This is a genomic window from Microvirga roseola (genome assembly GCF_020866965.1).
GTDB lineage: Bacteria > Pseudomonadota > Alphaproteobacteria > Rhizobiales > Beijerinckiaceae > Microvirga > Microvirga roseola.
On record NZ_JAJATX010000028.1, the window covers coordinates 31,621 to 48,721 of the forward strand.

Genomic DNA, 17,101 nt, shown 5'->3' on the forward strand with positions numbered 1-17,101 from the left:
CCATAACGGGAAGCCCGGGCAGATGCGAGAGGGAAGGCAGCCCACAGGTACAGGGATCGACAGGATCCGGAAGGAGTCTGCCGAAAGGTAAAGACACCAGATGAGAGCGAATCCGGACCCGCTGGCGGCACAAATACATCATCCGCAAGGGGTAGATCGGTGGGTTAGAAGTATTAACCCCGATATGTATACCTCCGAAGAGAGGTCTAGAAAATGAAATCGACATGACAATGTTCCTGCTTAAGCAAAGGACCTTGATCATGCCGAGTGAATACAAGCCTCTTCTTCTTCTCAACCTGGTCGGAACCGAGACGGCCTATACTCTGACGGATGACAGCTTTTATCGGAATGTCTGGGGCAATGCCCGCGACAACCAGATTTTCGGGAATGCCTACGACAACGTCCTCAGCGGCGATGCCGGCGCGGACACCATGACCGGCGGCGCCGGCAATGATATCTATGTCATCGAGCAATGGACCACCGGCGGCGGGCCGGGCAGCGACATTGTCGTCGAGGAGGAGAATGGCGGCATCGACACGGTCTATGCCAGCATCGGCGTCATTCTGGCCGACAATGTCGAGAACCTCGTTCTCAAGGGGCCTGGCATCATGGATGCCATCGGCAACGATCTGGGCAACTTCATTCAAGGCAACAACCAGATCAACCGACTTGAGGGTAAGGACGGCAACGACACCATCCTCGGCCTAGGCGGCAACGACTGGCTGAATGGCGGTGAAGGAGATGACACGCTCAATGGCGGAGCCGGCCACGACATCGCCTATTTCTCAGGAACTAAGAACGACTACGAATTCACCCAGGTTCGGCCCGGGGTATGGACCGTCACCGACATGCGCGCTGGCAGTCCGGATGGCACCGATACGGTGATTGATGTCGAGGTGCTTTCCTTCAACAACCAACTGCACCAATTGCATGACGGTGACATCAATCGCGGCAGTGTCGGCGAGACGGTCGCCGCCGGACTCTATGAGCATCCGGAATTAAACCTTCTCGTCCTCTCTGAAGGCCGGCCCAGCAAGAATCACGGGCTGGCGAACGGCAGCGTCTACAACAATCTCTGGGGAAACAGCGCCGACAATGTGCTGACCGGCAATGCCTCCGCCAACATGCTCAGAGGCCGGGCTGGCGCCGATACGCTCGACGGCGGTGCCGGAGCGGACTACATGGAAGGCGAAGCCGACAATGACGCCTATTACGTCGACAATTCAGGCGATCAGGTGGTTGAAACCGCCCTCGGCGGAGCCGCGGACAGCGTCAATGCCTTTATCAGCTACAGTTTGGGGGCATATGTCGAGAACCTGCACGCAATGGGTTCTGCCTCCCTCAGCCTGACCGGTAACAGCCTCGACAATGCGATCTATGGCAACTCCGGTGCAAACGTGCTCAACGGCGGCTCCGGCAGGGACTATCTGTCGGGCGGGTCCGGTAGCGACCGGTACTATGTCGACAATGCAGGCGACCGCGTGGTCGAAGCATCGTCCGGCGGCACGGCGGACCGGATCTACACCACGGTCGACTATAAGCTGCCGAGCCATGTCGAACGGCTCTACGCCTCCGGCGCCTTCTCGATCGATCTGACCGGCAATACCCGGGACAACAGGCTTTATGGCAATTCCGGCTCAAACGAGCTCTACGCCAGTTCCGGCAAAGACAAGGTCTACGGGAATTCCGGAAACGACAAGCTTTGGGGCGGCAAGGGCAATGACTATCTGAAAGGTGGCTCCGGGCGTGACACGTTCGTGTTCGACACCAAGCTCTACTCGGCTAAGACGAACAAAAAGAAGAACCTCGATAAGGTCGCTGATTTCAGCTCCAAGTACGACACGCTCTGGCTCGACAACAAGTACTTCAAGAAGATCGGCTCCGGCTCGGAAAGAAAGCCAAAAAAGCTGAAGGAAAAGTATTTCGAGCTCGGTACGGAGGCCGATGATCGGAACGACCATCTGATATACGATAAGAAGAAGGGCAAGCTCTACTACGACGCGGACGGCTCCGGGTCGAAGGATGCGGTGCAGTTCGCCCAGTTCAAGAAAGGTACGATCCTAAAATACAGCGACTTCTACCTGATCTGAGCTTCAGAGAGGAACCGGCGACCCGCTCCGGGGGCAAGCTCCCGGGGCTCTTTCAAGCACAGCTACCTCTGAAGGGTAGTGTGGCGCCATCCACTCTACTCCTGGGGCATATCCCTCCTAAGACTGGCCTTCAATTGAGCGGACGACATGACAGTGTTCCTGCCTCAAGCAGGGAATATTGATCATGCCGAATAGATATGTCGGGCTGCGCCTCATCAATCTGACCAGCGAGGCGGCCTATCAATTGTCGGAGGGCAGTCCTTACAGGAACATCTGGGGAAATGACCTCGACAATACGATCATTGGTGATTCCGGAGCCAATGTTCTCAGCGGGGACGCCGGCGCGGATACCATGATCGGCGGCGCCGGCAATGATATCTACGTCATCGAGCAGTGGACCACCGGCGGCGGGCCGGGCAGCGACATTGTCGTCGAGGAGGAGAATGGCGGCATCGACACGGTCTATGCCAGCATCGGCGTCATTCTGGCCGACAATGTCGAGAACCTCGTTCTCAAGGGGCCTGGCATCATGGATGCCATCGGCAACGACCTGGGCAACTTCATTCAGGCGAACCAGCAGACCAACGTGATCAGAGGCGAGAGCGGCAACGACACTATTCTCGGCCAGGGCGGCAACGACTGGCTGAATGGCGGTCAGGGACACGACACCCTCGATGGCGGGAGCGGTTATGATACGGCAGAGTATTCCGGATCCCGCAGCAATTACACCATTACCAATCATGGGAATGGTGCCTGGACTGTTACGGACAACCGCATCGGCAGCCCGGATGGAAGCGACATGCTGGTTCATGTCGAGGCCCTCGCATTCAGCGATCAGAGGATTGCACTTGAGGGCGCGAACCCTGGTATCGGACAGATCGGTGAGATCATCAGCGGGGGAATCTACGAGCACCCCGAGCTGCGGCTTCTCGCGCTCTCAGAAGGAAGGCTCAACAAGAACGCCAGTCTGACGGGCGGAAGCTTCTATTGGCATCTCTGGGGCAACAATTCGAACAACAAGCTCAAGGGCAATTCCAAGGACAATATCCTGAGAGGGGATATCGGCTCCGATTCCCTCAGCGGCGGGTCCGGCGCCGATACCCTGCAAGGCGAGATGGGCAACGATCATATGAGGGGCGGCTCCGGGCGTGACACGTTCGTGTTCGACACCAAGCTCTACTCGGCCAAGATCAACAAGAAGAAGAACTTCGACAAGATCGCCGATTTCAGCACGAAGTACAACACGCTCTGGCTCGACAATGCCGTGTTCAAGAAGCTCGGATCAGGCNTCAACAAGAAGAAGAACTTCGACAAGATCGCCGATTTCAGCACGAAGTACAACACGCTCTGGCTCGACAATGCCGTGTTCAAGAAGCTCGGATCAGGCTCCGAATTCAAGCCGAAAAAGCTGAAGAAGACCTATTTCGAGGTGGGCTCGAGGGCCGACGACCGGAATGACTACCTGATCTACAACAAGAAGACCGGGAAGCTCTCCTATGACGTCGACGGCTCGGGCTCAAAGGCGGCGGTGGAGTTCGCCCAGCTCAGGAAGGGCCTCAAGATGACCGAGAAGGATTTCTACGTCATCTGAGGGATGGTCCTGCCCGCCGTGCAATTCCGGCGGTGGCAGTTGCCGGGATTGCGCGGCAAGCTCAGGGCTCCACGGCATCGTGATGCGGGGGATAGGTCTTCCGTGCCGTTCAGGTCTTGAGGCCAAGCTCGAAAAGCGCCACATCGGCCATGATGTCGAATGTGGAGAATTCTCGAGCGATGCGGACGAGGACCTTGCTGGCCGGTGTCGTCGCTCTCGGCCTGATCGGGGCCGGGGCGGCTTGGTACGGCCTTTCGCAGCGTGGCGCGATGACGGCCGAGGCTGCCGAATGCCGGGCGTCGGCGCCCGTTGCGGAGCGCCTGGAGCCGCTGGCCAAGGGCGAGCTGGCGGCAGTCGGGGTGAGCGCCTCGCCCAAGCAGCCTCCGGCCATTGCCTTTACGGGGCCGGATGGACAGCCGACGAGCCTGGAGCGCTTCGGCGGCAAGACCGTTCTGGTCAATCTCTGGGCGACCTGGTGCGTCCCGTGCCGCCAGGAGATGCCGGCCCTCGACAAGCTCCAGGCCGAATTGGGCGGCCGGGATTTCGAGGTCGTCGCCATCAACGTGGATACCCGCAACCCCGACAAGCCGAAGGCTTGGCTCGAGGAGAACGGCATCCGGAATCTCGCCTATTACGCCGATCCGGCCGGTAAGCTCCTCCAGACGCTTCAGCGGTCCGGCCATGTGGTGGGCCTGCCGACGACCTTCATCGTCGATCCGGCCGGTTGCGAGGTGGCCATTCTCAAGGGCCCGGCCGAGTGGGCCTCGCCCGACGCCCTCGTCTTCATGCGCACGGCGCTGGGGCGGTCTTAGACTGGAAGCTGCCCCTCGCCGTCCGGAACTCCGGCCTTGCCGGAAAAAGCCGGCTTCAGGAGCCGCCAGGGGCGGTCCATGGCCCGGCGCGCCTCTCCGCGCTTGAGCGGGCGCGGGGTTCCATCGGCCAGAATCTCCTCGATGGCGAGAAAGCCCAGGGCCTGCAGCATCACCGCCGCCGTCTTGCTGGAGACGTCGTCCGCCCGAACCGGCAGGGCGCCCGCGGCATAGACCCGCTCCATCAGGCTCTTTGGATGGTGCTGAACGGTCTGCTGGCGTGGCCTGAACGCGACGACGTTCGTCTCTTGATCGAGCATGAAAACCCCCATTGCCGAGACGCCGCGTTCTGTTCTTGTGGACGGCGCCTCCCGTCTTTCGAAGTGCGCCAGTATGTGGGAAAGCCGACCGGCTAAGGAATGCGACATAAAACGCCCTCCGTTCGGGGAGAGCGGGGCCGTGCGGGCAACAAAAAAGGCGGAGCCACGGCTCCGCCTCGATGGCTTCCAAGCGAGAGCGGGTCAGGCGCTCTGCTGGACCTGGACGCCCTTGTCCGCGAAGAGCTGCTGCAGCTCGCCGGCCTGGAACATCTCGCGGGTGATGTCGCAACCGCCGATGAACTCGCCCTTCACGTAGAGCTGGGGAATGGTCGGCCAGTTGGAATAATCCTTGATGCCCTGGCGGATGGTCTCGTCCTCGAGCACGTTCACGCCCTTATAGGGCACGCCGAGGTAATTGAGGATCTGGACCACCTGGCCCGAGAACCCGCACATGGGAAACTGCGGCGTGCCCTTCATGAACAGCACGACGTCGTTGGACTTCACTTCGTTGTCGATGATCTGGTTGGCATCGGCCATGGATGTCTCCTGTTCCATAGCATTTTCCGCAAAAGTGGTTCCGGTTCTGCGAAGAAAATGCGGAAGAAAATCTCGGGCGGTCAAGGCGCCGGGTTCGTATCTCAATTGTCGGGTGCCAGGGTCGTCAATGCAAGGGCGTGGAGGACGCCGCCCATGCGGCCTTGCAGCGCCGCATAGACCATCTGGTGCTGCTGGACCCGCGACTTCCCCTTGAAGGCGGAGGAGGTGACGGTGGCGGCGTAGTGATCGCCGTCGCCCGCCAGATCCTTGATCTCGACCTCCGCGTCCGGGATGGCCTCCTTGATCATGCGCTCAATGTCGCGCGCATCCATGGGCATGTCTGTGCTCCTCAGGCCTTGCCGGCCATGTAGTCGGGCAGCCAGGATTCGTGCGCTGCCTTCAATTCCCTCACCGATATGGCCTGCTCGCCGGGGAGAATCAACGTATCGCCGCCCGTCACGCCCAGGGCCACGGCCAGGATGCCGATCGCCGAGGCCTCGTAGAGCACATCGGCTGCGTTCTCCTGCGGCAGGGCCAGGAGATAGCGGCCCTGGTCCTCGCCGAAGAGAAAGGCGTGCAATGCAAGGCCCTCCGGCACGGCGGTGAGCGTCGCGCCGATCCGGCCGGCCATGGCCATTTCGGCCAAGCTGAGCGCAATGCCGCCATCGGAGCAGTCATGCACGGTGTCGACCTGACCGGAGCGGATGAGCTGGCGCACGAAATCGCCATTGCGCTTCTCGACTACGAGATCGACCGGGGGCGGGGCGCCTTCCTCCCGGTCGCAGATGTCGCGCAGATAGATCGACTGGCCGAGCCAGCCTTCCGTTACGCCGATGAGGACGATCACGTCCTCCTCCCGCTTGAAGGCGATGGAGGCATTCACCGTCACGTCGTCGAGCAGGCCCACGCCGCCGATGGCGGGGGTCGGCAGGATGCCCTGGCCGTTGGTCTCGTTGTAGAGCGAGACGTTGCCGGACACGACAGGGAAGTCTAGTGCCCGGCAGGCCTCGCCGATGCCGCGCACGCAGCCGACGAACTGGCCCATGGCTTCCGGCCGCTCGGGGCTGGCGAAGTTCAGGTTGTCGGTGATCGCGAGCGGCAGGCCGCCGACGGCGGTGATGTTGCGCCAGGCCTCCGCCACCGCCTGCTTGCCGCCCTCGAACGGGTCGGCCTCGCAATAGCGCGGGGTCACGTCGGTGGTGAGCGCCAGACCCTTCGGGCCGTCCTCGATGCGCACGATGGCGGCGTCGCCGCCCGGCGTCTGCACCGTGTTGCCGAGGATCAGGTGATCGTACTGCTCCCAGACCCAGCGCTTGGAGCACTGGTCCGGCGAGCCGACGAGCTTGAGAAGCGCCTCGGCCTCGGACATCGGAGCCTTTACGCTCGAAGGTTCGATGACGGGCTGCCTGGGGCTTTCCACCCACGGCCGGTCGTAGACCGGGGCCTCGTCGCCGAGTTCTTTGATCGGCAGGTCCGCCTTCACCTCGCCCCCGTGCTTGATGACGAAGCGCAGCGTATCGGTGGTCTTGCCGATGATCGCGAAGTCGAGGCCCCATTTGTGGAAGATGGCCTCGGCCTCCTTCTCCATGCCGGGCTTGAGCACCATGAGCATGCGCTCCTGGCTCTCGGACAGCATCATCTCGTAGGCGGTCATGCCCTCCTCGCGGCAGGGCACCTGGTCGAGGTCGAGCTCGACGCCGAGATTGCCCTTCGCGCCCATCTCGACCGCGGAGCTGGTGAGACCCGCCGCGCCCATGTCCTGGATCGCGATCACCGCGCCCGACTTCATGAGTTCGAGGCAGGCTTCGAGCAGCAGCTTCTCGGAGAAGGGATCGCCCACCTGCACGGTCGGGCGCTTCTCCTCCGATGACTCGTCGAACTCGGCGGAGGCCATGGTCGCGCCGTGGATGCCGTCGCGGCCAGTCTTGGAGCCGAGATAGACGATCGGGTTCCCGACGCCGGTCGCCTTGGCGTAGAAGATCTCGTCGGCGCGGGCGAGGCCCACCGCCATGGCGTTGACGAGAATGTTGCCGTTGTAGCGCGAGTGGAAGCCCACGCTGCCGCCCACCGTCGGCACGCCGAAGGAATTGCCGTAGCCGCCGATGCCGGCCACCACGCCCGAGACGAGATGCGCGGTCTTGGGATGGTCGGGCTCCCCGAAGCGCAGGAAGTTCAGCGCCGCGATCGGCCGCGCGCCCATGGTGAACACGTCGCGCAGAATGCCGCCCACGCCCGTCGCCGCACCCTGATAGGGCTCGATGAAGGACGGGTGGTTGTGGCTCTCCATTTTGAACACGCAGGCCTGCCCGTCGCCGATGTCGATCACGCCAGCATTCTCGCCCGGTCCCTGGATGACCCACGGCGCCTTCGTCGGCAGGCCGCGCAAATGGATGCGGGAGGATTTGTAGGAGCAGTGCTCGTTCCACATGGCCGAGACGATACCGAGCTCGGTGATGGTCGGCTCGCGGCCGATCAGGTTCACGAAGCGCTCGTACTCGTCGGGCTTCAGCCCATGCTCCTTGACCAGCTCCGGGGTGATGGCGACGTCGTTGCGGATCATCGGGGTCTCGCTTTTTACCCTCTCCGGCAAGGAGGGGATGGAACAATCAGGTGTCCTCATCCTGAGAGGAGCCTGCAAGGCCTATCGCGAAGGACGAGGACACCGGGTCAGGAGAGCTTTTGGAGACGCCCTCGTCCTTCGAGACGCTTTGCTCCTCAGGATGAGGGCTGCGGGGCGTCTCGTCCCCGCTCAAGAGGTCAGGCCGCCTTCGGGAAGCTCGACACGAGGCTCTCGAAAAGCCTAAGCCCGTCGGTGCCGCCCACGAGGTTCTCCACCAGGTTTTCCGGATGGGGCATCATGCCGAGCACGTTGAGCTTGTCGGAATAGATGCCGGCAATGGAGTTCATGGAGCCGTTGCGGTTCGCATCGGCTGTCACATGCCCCTGCGCATCGCAGTAGCGGAAGGCGACGAGGCCTTCGCCCTCGAGGCGGTTGAGCGTCTCCACATCCGCCGTGTAGTTGCCCTCCCCGTGGGCGACGCAGACGTCGATGGCTTGGCCTTTGGCATAGGCCTTCGTGAAGGCGGTGTCGTTGCGCTCCACCTTCAGGAACTGGCGGTGGCAGATGAACCTGAGATTGGCGTTGCGCATGAGGATGCCGGGGAGAAGTCCCGACTCGCACAGGATCTGAAAGCCGTTGCAGATGCCGAGCACGAGGCCGCCCCGCGCCGCATGGGCCCGCACCGCGTCCATGACCGCCGCACGGCCCGCAATCGCGCCGCAGCGCAGGTAATCGCCGTAGGAGAAGCCCCCGGGCAGGACGACCAGGTCCGTGCCCTTGGGCAGCTCGGTTTCGGCATGCCAGACCTTCTGGACGTCGGAGCCAGCCAGTTTCAGCGCCCGCAGCACATCGCCTTCGCGATTGGAGCCGGGGAAGACGACGACAGCAGATTTCATCGATGCCTCACGCGATCTCGACGCGATAGTTTTCGATCACCGTGTTCGCCAAAAGCTTCTCGCAGGCGGCCTTCAGCGACGCCTCGGCCTTGGCCTTGTCGGCGGTGTCGAGTTCGATGTCGAAGACCTTGCCCTGGCGGACATTGGCGATGCCGTCGACGCCAAGGGACTGCAAGGCGCCTTCGATGGCCTTGCCTTGCGGATCGAGAACGCCGTTCTTGAGGGTCACGGTGACGCGGGCTTTCATGGGGGCCTCAGGCTGTTTCAGGAATTGGACAACGCCATAAAGCCAAAGAGCCCAAGAAACAACGCCCTCAGGAGCCCAATTCCTGGGCGGCGACACTGAGCGCGGTCTCCCGCACGGCGTCCGCTTTCTCCCCGATCACCAGAACCACCTCCAGGTTCTCGCCCGCGCGCCGGCCGAGGGCCGCCCCATAGACCGGTTCCTTGCGGCCGTCGGCGGGGGCGAGGCTGATCGCAAAGCCCGAGTGAGGTCCGGTGCCCAGGCGCTCGACCGAGACGAGGGTCCGCACCTTTCGCTCCTTTCCTCCGGGGGAGCGCAGGGCGCGGGCTAGGCGCTCCGGATCCTTGAGGACGGTCTCCGTGATCCGGGCCTCCCTGCCCATGAGGCGGATCACGCCCACCGCCAGACCCGGCCGGCATTCCGGCGGAACGCAGAAGGAGAGGGCCACCGGCTCGGCCCGGTCCTCGGCCAGCCATTTGCGCAAGGGAAGCGCCCCCCAGGATTCGCCCGCAGGCAGGCCCGCCACCGGGCGGGGGACATAGCCGCAGGAGACGAGGGACAGGGCCAGGACCAGGGCGAGGCAGCGGGGGAGCAGGCGAACCGACATGGTGCCTTAGTAACGCCAAACGGGCGGGAAGGTCGATGGGCTGCGCGTGCCCGGATGCCCAAACAAAAAGCCCGGCGCTGGGCCGGGCTTTTCAGCGTCATTCATCAAAGACCCGCTTCACTGGACGAGGCGCGGGCCGCCGGTGACGGGGTTCTCGTTCTCGGACAGGATGCCGAGGCGGCGGGCGACTTCCGAATAGGCCTCGACCAGACCGCCCATGTCCTGGCGGAAACGGTCCTTGTCCAGCTTGTCCTTGGACTTGATGTCCCAGAGGCGGCAGGAATCCGGGGAGATCTCGTCGGCGACGACGATGCGCATCATCTCGCCCTCCCACAGGCGGCCCGTCTCGATCTTGAAGTCCACGAGGCGGATGCCGACGCCGAGGAAGAGGCCGGAGAGGAAGTCGTTGACCCGGATGGCGAGCGCCATGATGTCGTCGATCTCCTGGGGGGAGGCCCAGCCGAAGGCGGTGATATGTTCCTCGGATACGATCGGGTGGTTGAGGGCGTCGTTCTTGTAATAGAACTCGATGATCGAGCGGGGCAGCTGCGTGCCTTCATCGAGGCCGAGCCTCGTGGCGAGCGACCCGGCCGCGACGTTCCGGACGACCACCTGAAGCGGAATGATCTCCACCTCGCGAATCAGCTGCTCGCGCATGTTTAGGCGGCGGATGAAATGGGTCGGAACGCCGATCTCGTTCAGATGCTGGAAGAGGAATTCCGAGATCCGGTTGTTGAGCACGCCCTTGCCGTCGATCACCTCGTGCTTCTTGGCGTTGAAGGCGGTCGCGTCATCCTTGAAGTGCTGGATGAGCGTGCCGGGCTCCGGGCCCTCATAAAGGACCTTCGCCTTGCCCTCATAGATGCGACGGCGACGATTCATAGGCGTGTACCGTGGTTTGAGAAAATCCATTTGCCGTGGCTCCTTGGGGATGGACAATGTGATCCGCGGCTGGCGTAGGCGCGGCTTGGTACCAGCGCTCCGCTTAGGGGCAACCTATCCGATCCCATGGACAAGCACAACGCAGGGGAAAAGCTGCAGAGTTACAGCAGGATGCGGGCTTCTTGATCTGAGATGGTTATGACTGGCGAGAACGCGAGTGCGCCTTTATATCGCAGGAATACCTACCGTTAGGAGAATCACTCCCATGACTGCCTTCGACAACCGCCGGGATGCCTTCGAGAAGCAGTTCTCCCTCGACGAGGAGCTTCGCTTCAAGGCCACCGCCCGCCGCAACAAGCTCTTCGGCCTCTGGGCGGCCGATCAGCTCGGCAAGAGCGGCGCCGATGCGGAAGCCTACGCCAAGAGCGTCGTTCTGGCCGATTTCGAGGAGGCCGGCGACGCGGACGTGGTCCGCAAGGTCAGCCGGGATCTCGAGAGCGCCGGCAAGCCGGTCGGCGAGACCGAACTGACGGCAAGGCTCCTTGACCTGACGGCCCGCGCCGTCGAGGAGATCAAGGCCGGGCGCTGAACCCCCCTAGCACCATCACGTCGAGGACCGCTTCATGCCCGCCAGCCTGTCTTTTCCCGACCGCCTGAGGGGCGGTTCCCCCGTCCTCGCCGCCTGGTGCGGCATGCCGGAGCCGACCATCCCGGGCCTCCTCGCCCGGGAGGCGTTCGACGCCGTGGTGGTCGACATGCAGCATGGCTCCGTCGACATGGCCGCGGCGCTCCAGGCGGTGCCGCTCATCGCGTCGGCGGGAAAGCCCGCCCTGGTCCGGGTTCCGGTGGGCGACTTCGCGGCCTGCTCGCGCTTCCTCGATGCGGGGGTGTCAGGGGTGATCGCCCCCATGATCAATACCATCGAGGATGCCCGCCGCCTGGCGAGCGTCACGAAATTCCCGCCGGTCGGGGAGCGGAGTTGGGGACCTCACGGAGCCCTGACGGTCTTCGGCCTTCAGCCCGCCGATTATTTCCGGAGCGCCGACAGCCTCTCCGTCACCTTCGCTATGGTGGAGACCCGAGAGGCGCTCGCCATCGTCGACGACATCCTGGCCGTGCCCGGAATCGACGGCATCTTCATCGGCCCGTCCGACCTGTCCATCGCCCTGTCGCAAGGGCGGGAGCTGAACCCGGAAAGCGCCGCGGTCGAGGAGGCGCTGGACCATGTGCTCGCCCGGGCAAGGGCGGCCGGCAAATTCGCCGCCATTTACGCGGTGTCGGGCATCCGCGCGGCGGCGCTCGTTCGCAAGGGATTCCACATGGTGTCGATCTCCAGCGACGTGTCCTTCCTCAGGGCAGGCGCCCAGGCGGCGCTCGGCGCGGCCCGGGGCTGAGCCCCCCTCCTTAAATTACGCCCTCCCGCGCCTTCACGGCGCGGTAATAGGCCCAGAGCACTTTCGCGGCGACGCCCCGCCAGGGTCTCCAGTTTTCCGCCAGAGCCGTCAGCCCCTTCGCGTCCGGGCGCTGCTCCAGGCCGTAGGCGAGGCGGGCCGCCTCCTGCACGGCGAGGTCGCCGCTCGGGAAGGCGTCCGGGTGTCCGAGGCAGAAGAGCAGGTAGATGTCGGCGGTCCAGGGGCCGATGCCCTTCACGGCGGTGAGCAGGGCATGGGCCTCGTCGTCTGGGTATTCATCGAGCCGGTCGAGGGGCAGGCGGCCCTCCACGATCTCCGTCGCGGCGGCGCGCAGCGTCCTAACCTTGCCGGACGACAGGCCCGCCGCGCGCAGCGTCTCTTCGGAGAGGCCCAGAAGGGTCCCAGGGGAGGGCGGATCGAGGACCTGTCTCAGCCGCCCCCAGATCGCCGCCGCGCTCGCCGTCGAGACCTGCTGGCCCACGACGATCCAGGCCAGGCCCTCGAACCCTGGCGGACGCTTGCGGAGCGCCGGGACGATTCCTTCTCCGACGAGCCTCCTCATGACGGGATCGGCTCCGGTCAGGGCGTCGAGCCCCCTCTTGAGAACCGCATCCGTTTCGAGGAGGGTGCCCATTCCGTTCGTTCCTTTCCATGCAGGCTCCCGTGACGAAGCCCGTCTTCCGATTCGCTCCCAGCCCCAACGGGCGACTTCATCTCGGCCACGCCTACTCGGCCCTGCTCAACGACGACTTCGCCCGCCGCCTCGGGGGCCGGCTCCTCCTGCGCATCGAGGATATCGATATCACGCGCTGCCGTCCCGCGTTCGAGGCGGCGATTGACGACGACCTCGCCTGGCTCGGTCTGTCCTGGGAGGAGCCCGTCCGGCGGCAATCGGAGCATTTCGCCGAGTACGGCGCCGCCTTCGCCCGGCTGAAGGGGAGGGGAGTCGTCTATCCCTGCTTCTGCTCCCGCAAGGAGATCGCCGACGCCATTTCCCATGGTGAGGCCGGGAGCGGCCGTTCCTGGCCGCGCGATCCCGACGGGGCCCCGCTCTATCCCGGAACCTGCCGGGCGCTTTCCGCCGGGGAGGCCGAAGGCCGGATGGCCGAGGGCCGGCCTCATGCCTGGCGGATCGACATGGAGGCGGCGCGCAGGCTCCTGCCGGGGCCGCATTCCTACCGCCGCTTCGACCGCGAGGGACGGGAGGAGACCGTTCCGGCCGATCCCTGGCGCTGGGGCGACGCGGTGATCCGGCGCAAGGACGTGCCGACGAGCTATCATCTCTCCGTGGTGCTGGACGACGCGCTGCAGGGCGTGACCCATGTGGTGCGCGGGCAGGATCTCGAAGCCGCCACCGACCTTCATGTCCTGCTGCAGGCGCTGCTCGGGCTGCCCACGCCGCTCTACCACCACCACGGCCTCATCCTCGATCCGGAGGGCGACAAGCTGGCGAAGAGCCGGCAATCCGAGGCCCTGGGCGACTTGCGGGAGCGAGGCGTCACGGCCGCCGAGATACGGCAGCGCCTCGGCTTCCCGGCTCAGCCCACGCCCAGCACGTAGAGCCAGACGAGGGTCGTGCCCAGGGCAAGGGCCGTCGAGAGCGTGACGGCGCTCGAGGCCAGCGCCACGCCCTCGCCGTAGCGCTCGGCGAAGAGATAGGCATTGATGCCGGAGGGGCAGGAGGCGAACAGCACGGCGACGCCCGCCCAGACCGGCGGCATGTCGAAGACCAGGGTCGCCAGCAGCAGCACCACGAGCGGATGGATCACGAGCTTGAGGACCGAGATCAGGGTCGGCAGCTTCCAGCCCATCTTGAGCCCGTAGCGGCGAAGCGCGAGGCCCATGGAGATCAGGGCGCAGGGAACCGCCGCGCTCCCGAGAAGCTCCACCACCTGCCAGAAGGGCCCCGGCAGGTAGGGCGCGATCGGCCGGCAGGCGGAGCCCGCCAGGATTCCGACGACGATGGGATGGGTCGCAAGCCGGCGCAGGATGATGAGCGGCGAGGCCTGCCGCCCCTCGGCCAGGATGGTCGCGAGCGTCATGGTGACGGGCAGGTGCACGGCGATCAGCAGGAAGAGGGGAACCGCGCCCTCGTCGCCATAGGCCTTCAGGATCATGGGCACGCCCACGAAGACCGTATTCGCCTGACCGGCCGAGAAGCCCGCGACGACGCCGGAGACCCCCTTCAGCCCGAAGAAGCGCTTGGCCATGACCGTCGCCAGGGCCCAGACCACGGCGACGCCGGCGAAATAGGAGATCCAGTAGCCCCAGGGCTGGACGTCGGGAATTTCGGCGCGGACCAGAGTGCGGAAGATCAGGCAGGGGAGGGAGAGGGTGAAGACGAATTCCGACAGGCCCTCGCCGGCCCGGTCGGAGACGAAGCCCGTCCGGCTCGCGACATAGCCGATGCCGATCAGACCGAAGACCGGCAGGACGATCGCGAGCAGGTCGAGCATGGGGACTTAGCGCAGCTCCGCCCGCTGTGAGAGGCTCGCCGAGGCGCTGGCCTGGGACATGATATTGTCCACCTGCTCGCGCTGGCGCCGGAACTCGGCCAGGCCGCGGCCCTCCAGCTCCCGCCCCTGGGGCAGGCGGATCTTGAGCGGGTCGACGAAGCTGCCGTTGATGATCACCTCGTAATGGAGGTGCGGGCCCGTGGAGAGGCCGGTATTGCCCACATAGCCGATCACCTGGCCCTGCCTGACCTTGACGCCGGGGACGATGCCCTTGCCGAAGGACGACATGTGGGAATAGGCGGTGACGTAGCCGTTCGTATGCTGGATCTCGACGCGGCGGCCATAGCCTCCGGAATCCCACTGGGCCTTGAGAATGGTGCCGTTGCCCGCCGCGAAGATCGGCGTTCCGATCCTGTTGGCCCAGTCGACGCCGGTATGCGGACGGTTATAGCCGAGGATCGGATGCCGGCGCGATCCAAAGCCGGAGCGCAGGACGCCATCGGCGATGGGCTTGCGGATGAGGAACTTCTTGAGGGAGCGGCCGGTCTCGTCGAAATAGTCGACGGAGCCGTCGTCGCCCTGATAGCGGTAGACGCTGCGCGTGTCGCCGCCCACGTTCAGGGAAGCGTAGAGGATCTCCGGCGTGTCGTCCTCGTCGTCGGCGCCGAGGAAGACCTCGAAGCTGTCGCCTTGCGCGACGCGGCGCTGGAAATCCACGTCATAGCCGAAGATCCGGACGAGCTCGTCCACCATCTCCTGCGGCAGCTCGTTCTTCAGGGCCGTTTCGTAGAGGCTCTCGTAGAGGCGCACGCCGCCGCGGCCCTCTTCCTCCTCGCCTTCCTCCTCCGGAGCCTCGGCGCTCTGCTGATCGGACGGGTCGCTCGGAGGCGTGACGGAGACGAAGACGCCGCGGTCGTTCATGGCCGCGATCCCGTCGATGCCCCGGTCGCCGAAGACCTGCACGCGCACGATCTGCTTGGAATCGCCCAGACGCGGGCCCGGCGCCATGAGGATGCGCAGCCGGTGGCCGTCGGTGAGGGCCTCGACCTTGATGCGCGCGGCGAGCGCCGCCGTGATCGCGGTGATCTGCTCGGGCGACGCGCCATAGCTGCGCAGGACCGTCTCGAGGGTCTCGCCCTTCTTCATCACGACGTCGCGCTCCTCGACGAGGGGCGTGATCGCGACGGGCTCGAGCTTGGGCAGGCTGGTCACGTTTTCCGGCACGACCCGGACTTCGATGCTGCTAAAGGCCGCGTCGACCACATTGGCGTAGCCGAGCGCCTCGCCGAATTCTTCCGGCTGGCGCAGCGTCCGCGACAGCAGCTGCTGGGCGGGGATGGGAACGGAGGCCCGGCGTCCCGCCTCGCTGGAGGAGCGGCGCTCTTCCTCCAGGATTGCGAGGATGTCGCTGTCCGCCAGGGCGGGGGCGCTGGCCTCGATCACGGTCGAGGCGAGATCCCGCCGGACCACCGAGACATCCGCATCGGTGATTTCGGGCGTGGCCTCGATCCGCTCCTGGTTGTCCTCCGCAAAGAGCCGCAGCGGGTTGAATGGCGGAATGTCGGAGGCATAGGTGCCGGCCGTCAGGGACAGGTTGGTGGCGATCCGCACGAACTGGCGCACCTTGATCGCCTCGCGCTCGCCATTCCGGATCGTCATGGGAGCCCGGAATGTATGGCGGGCCGCGTTCGCGACCTCCGTGCGGTTCAGCCGGTCGCTCTTGCGGGCGGTGTTCGATTCGCGGCTTTCCTCCGCCCTCGAGCCGGCAAGGCCGTTCATGGCCACCCGCTCCGGCGGGAGCGCCGAGGTCGTGGCGCCCTCGAGCGCTATATAGATGGAGGCGCCGATGAGGGCGGCGCCCGTCAGTCCCGTCAGGACGCTGGCGCCGAGCCAGCGCAGATTGATCTCGCGCCGGTCCACCTCCGGTGCGGCGCCGCCGCTGGGGGTGAGGGGAGGATCCTGCCCGAGGTCTATTCCCTGATACAGGCGCGAGGCCGCCCGCTGGGAGCGTCTGTCTCGGCTGTCGTCTGGAGGATTATGGCTCATCGGCTCGGACGGATGGTGGCGGGTCGGTCAGGCGGGTTCATGAAGCCCTATGGCGCTCTAGCACAACAGACGGCGACCGCACAGGTCTCCCGAAGGCCTGCGGATCGGCCGCTCCCTGCCGAAGGCCGCGGTTTCGACCCGCTGCTTCGGCCCGCACTATGTCTGCAGTAAGGCGCGGCGGGAGAAAACCGGCCCGAATTTTGCAGTGGATCCCGGCGCCGGCCGGCCCGGTTCGAAGGCCGTCAAAAAACTTTCATGAACGCGTTGACAGGGGCGAAGGCTTGAGCCTATATACCGCCCATCGACGCCGCCCCTGGCAGCGCCAAGAACCTCCTCGGAACCCGGGCAGACAGGCCCGACCTCGGTCGGGACAAGAAGCTCGTTACTGTGGAGGCCGTCATCTTCGGACGGTGGGTTTGGTCCCGGATTTGGAAAATTCAAATTCGGGGTTGACACGAAAGTCGAATGATCCTAAATCAGGTTCATCGCGGAAATGGCCGGCAAATGGCGGTTCCGAGATTTTCCTGAATTGAGGTTGGCGGCTCAAACCGGCGATGCCGGGCTGAGGCGCTTTCGGCTTCGGAAAATCTACGCATCATTCGATGCTGCTCTTTGACAAGTGAAGAAAGAAAGAGAAGCGTAGGCGGCGGT

Annotated in this window: 17 protein-coding genes; 6 read left to right on the forward strand and 11 right to left on the reverse strand. The window is 64.6% G+C overall.

The genetic code is table 11. The features are described 5' to 3' along the window. Nucleotides 1-260: 260 nt before the first annotated feature. The 3 genes from LG661_RS15675 (at nt 261) to tlpA (ending at nt 4,493) form a co-directional block, all read left to right on the forward strand. Nucleotides 261-2,090 carry a calcium-binding protein gene (locus LG661_RS15675; protein WP_230532830.1) on the forward strand — a complete coding sequence of 610 codons (1,830 nt, stop codon included), beginning with the start codon at nt 261-263 and terminating at the stop codon, nt 2,088-2,090. Nucleotides 2,091-2,274: 184 nt separating this feature from the next. Beyond that, nucleotides 2,275-3,681 carry a calcium-binding protein gene (locus LG661_RS15680; protein WP_230532831.1) on the forward strand — a complete coding sequence of 469 codons (1,407 nt, stop codon included), beginning with the start codon at nt 2,275-2,277 and terminating at the stop codon, nt 3,679-3,681. A gap of 179 nt (nt 3,682-3,860) precedes the next feature. Next, nucleotides 3,861-4,493, forward strand: coding sequence for a thiol:disulfide interchange protein TlpA (gene tlpA, locus LG661_RS15685; protein ID WP_322098878.1), 633 nt, complete (start codon nt 3,861-3,863; stop codon nt 4,491-4,493). Here the strand turns inward: tlpA and LG661_RS15690 are convergent. From LG661_RS15690 to purC, 8 genes are all read right to left on the reverse strand, one after another. Beyond that, nucleotides 4,490-4,810, reverse strand: coding sequence for a hypothetical protein (locus LG661_RS15690; protein ID WP_230532832.1), 321 nt, complete (start codon nt 4,808-4,810; stop codon nt 4,490-4,492). The two genes, tlpA and LG661_RS15690, sit on opposite strands and share 4 nt — an antisense overlap. A 201-nt stretch (nt 4,811-5,011) precedes the next feature. Beyond that, on the reverse strand, nt 5,012-5,347 hold the full coding sequence (gene grxD, locus LG661_RS15695) for a Grx4 family monothiol glutaredoxin (protein ID WP_230532833.1): 336 nt from the start codon (nt 5,345-5,347) through the stop codon (nt 5,012-5,014). Between the two features lie 101 nt (nt 5,348-5,448). After that, the gene (locus LG661_RS15700) at nt 5,449-5,685 is read right to left on the reverse strand and encodes a BolA family protein (protein WP_230532834.1); all 237 of its coding nucleotides are present in this window, start codon (nt 5,683-5,685) and stop codon (nt 5,449-5,451) included. 11 nt (nt 5,686-5,696) lie between these two features. Further along, nucleotides 5,697-7,907 (reverse strand): phosphoribosylformylglycinamidine synthase subunit PurL, encoded by a 2,211-nt coding sequence (gene purL, locus LG661_RS15705; protein WP_230532835.1) that lies wholly within the window; start codon nt 7,905-7,907, stop codon nt 5,697-5,699. Between the two features lie 197 nt (nt 7,908-8,104). Further along, nucleotides 8,105-8,803, reverse strand: coding sequence for a phosphoribosylformylglycinamidine synthase subunit PurQ (gene purQ / locus LG661_RS15710; protein ID WP_230532836.1), 699 nt, complete (start codon nt 8,801-8,803; stop codon nt 8,105-8,107). A gap of 7 nt (nt 8,804-8,810) precedes the next feature. Continuing rightward, nucleotides 8,811-9,050, reverse strand: a complete 240-nt coding sequence (purS, locus tag LG661_RS15715) for a phosphoribosylformylglycinamidine synthase subunit PurS (protein ID WP_230532837.1) — start codon at nt 9,048-9,050, stop codon at nt 8,811-8,813. Nucleotides 9,051-9,117: 67 nt separating this feature from the next. Then, nucleotides 9,118-9,654: a hypothetical protein gene (locus LG661_RS15720; RefSeq protein ID WP_230532838.1), complete on the reverse strand. Its 537-nt coding sequence runs from the start codon at nt 9,652-9,654 to the stop codon at nt 9,118-9,120. A gap of 117 nt (nt 9,655-9,771) precedes the next feature. Next, on the reverse strand, nt 9,772-10,566 hold the full coding sequence (purC, locus tag LG661_RS15725; protein WP_230532839.1) for a phosphoribosylaminoimidazolesuccinocarboxamide synthase: 795 nt from the start codon (nt 10,564-10,566) through the stop codon (nt 9,772-9,774). A 235-nt stretch (nt 10,567-10,801) separates the two neighbouring features. Here purC and LG661_RS15730 point away from each other — a divergent pair, with 235 nt between their 5' ends. Together LG661_RS15730 and LG661_RS15735 are read left to right on the forward strand one after the other, a co-directional pair. Next, nucleotides 10,802-11,125, forward strand: a complete 324-nt coding sequence (locus LG661_RS15730) for a DUF1476 domain-containing protein (RefSeq protein ID WP_230532840.1) — start codon at nt 10,802-10,804, stop codon at nt 11,123-11,125. Nucleotides 11,126-11,159: 34 nt separating this feature from the next. Further along, nucleotides 11,160-11,930, forward strand: a complete 771-nt coding sequence (locus LG661_RS15735) for an HpcH/HpaI aldolase family protein (RefSeq protein WP_230532841.1) — start codon at nt 11,160-11,162, stop codon at nt 11,928-11,930. Between the two features lie 10 nt (nt 11,931-11,940). Here the strand turns inward: LG661_RS15735 and LG661_RS15740 are convergent, their stop codons facing one another. Then, nucleotides 11,941-12,582, reverse strand: coding sequence for a DNA-3-methyladenine glycosylase family protein (locus LG661_RS15740; RefSeq protein ID WP_230532842.1), 642 nt, complete (start codon nt 12,580-12,582; stop codon nt 11,941-11,943). Nucleotides 12,583-12,599: 17 nt separating this feature from the next. On the opposite strand from LG661_RS15740, the gene gluQRS reads away from it, so the two are divergent. Next, nucleotides 12,600-13,508, forward strand: coding sequence for a tRNA glutamyl-Q(34) synthetase GluQRS (gluQRS, locus tag LG661_RS15745; protein WP_230532843.1), 909 nt, complete (start codon nt 12,600-12,602; stop codon nt 13,506-13,508). On the opposite strand, the gene LG661_RS15750 is transcribed toward gluQRS, so the two are convergent. Beyond that, nucleotides 13,487-14,404, reverse strand: a complete 918-nt coding sequence (locus LG661_RS15750) for an AEC family transporter (protein ID WP_230532844.1) — start codon at nt 14,402-14,404, stop codon at nt 13,487-13,489. The genes gluQRS and LG661_RS15750 overlap by 22 nt on opposite strands. 6 nt (nt 14,405-14,410) lie before the next feature. Then, entirely contained in the window at nt 14,411-16,450 is a 2,040-nt protein-coding gene (locus tag LG661_RS15755) for a M23 family metallopeptidase (protein ID WP_230532845.1), read from the reverse strand. Nucleotides 16,451-17,101 lie beyond the last annotated feature (651 nt).

Bases quoted from the DNA above. Each gene is read 5' to 3' on its own strand.
- LG661_RS15675 (WP_230532830.1), top strand. From the start codon at position 261: ATGCCGAGTGAATACAAGCCTCTTCTTCTTCTCAACCTGGTCGGAACC.
- tlpA (WP_322098878.1), top strand. From the start codon at position 3,861: ATGCGGACGAGGACCTTGCTGGCCGGTGTCGTCGCTCTCGGCCTGATC.
- LG661_RS15690 (WP_230532832.1), bottom strand. From the start codon at position 4,810: ATGCTCGATCAAGAGACGAACGTCGTCGCGTTCAGGCCACGCCAGCAG.
- grxD (WP_230532833.1), bottom strand. From the start codon at position 5,347: ATGGCCGATGCCAACCAGATCATCGACAACGAAGTGAAGTCCAACGAC.
- LG661_RS15700 (WP_230532834.1), bottom strand. From the start codon at position 5,685: ATGCCCATGGATGCGCGCGACATTGAGCGCATGATCAAGGAGGCCATC.
- purL (WP_230532835.1), bottom strand. From the start codon at position 7,907: ATGATCCGCAACGACGTCGCCATCACCCCGGAGCTGGTCAAGGAGCAT.
- purQ (WP_230532836.1), bottom strand. From the start codon at position 8,803: ATGAAATCTGCTGTCGTCGTCTTCCCCGGCTCCAATCGCGAAGGCGAT.
- purS (WP_230532837.1), bottom strand. From the start codon at position 9,050: ATGAAAGCCCGCGTCACCGTGACCCTCAAGAACGGCGTTCTCGATCCG.
- LG661_RS15720 (WP_230532838.1), bottom strand. From the start codon at position 9,654: ATGTCGGTTCGCCTGCTCCCCCGCTGCCTCGCCCTGGTCCTGGCCCTG.
- purC (WP_230532839.1), bottom strand. From the start codon at position 10,566: ATGGATTTTCTCAAACCACGGTACACGCCTATGAATCGTCGCCGTCGC.
- LG661_RS15730 (WP_230532840.1), top strand. From the start codon at position 10,802: ATGACTGCCTTCGACAACCGCCGGGATGCCTTCGAGAAGCAGTTCTCC.
- LG661_RS15735 (WP_230532841.1), top strand. From the start codon at position 11,160: ATGCCCGCCAGCCTGTCTTTTCCCGACCGCCTGAGGGGCGGTTCCCCC.
- LG661_RS15740 (WP_230532842.1), bottom strand. From the start codon at position 12,582: ATGGGCACCCTCCTCGAAACGGATGCGGTTCTCAAGAGGGGGCTCGAC.
- gluQRS (WP_230532843.1), top strand. From the start codon at position 12,600: ATGCAGGCTCCCGTGACGAAGCCCGTCTTCCGATTCGCTCCCAGCCCC.
- LG661_RS15750 (WP_230532844.1), bottom strand. From the start codon at position 14,404: ATGCTCGACCTGCTCGCGATCGTCCTGCCGGTCTTCGGTCTGATCGGC.
- LG661_RS15755 (WP_230532845.1), bottom strand. From the start codon at position 16,450: ATGAGCCATAATCCTCCAGACGACAGCCGAGACAGACGCTCCCAGCGG.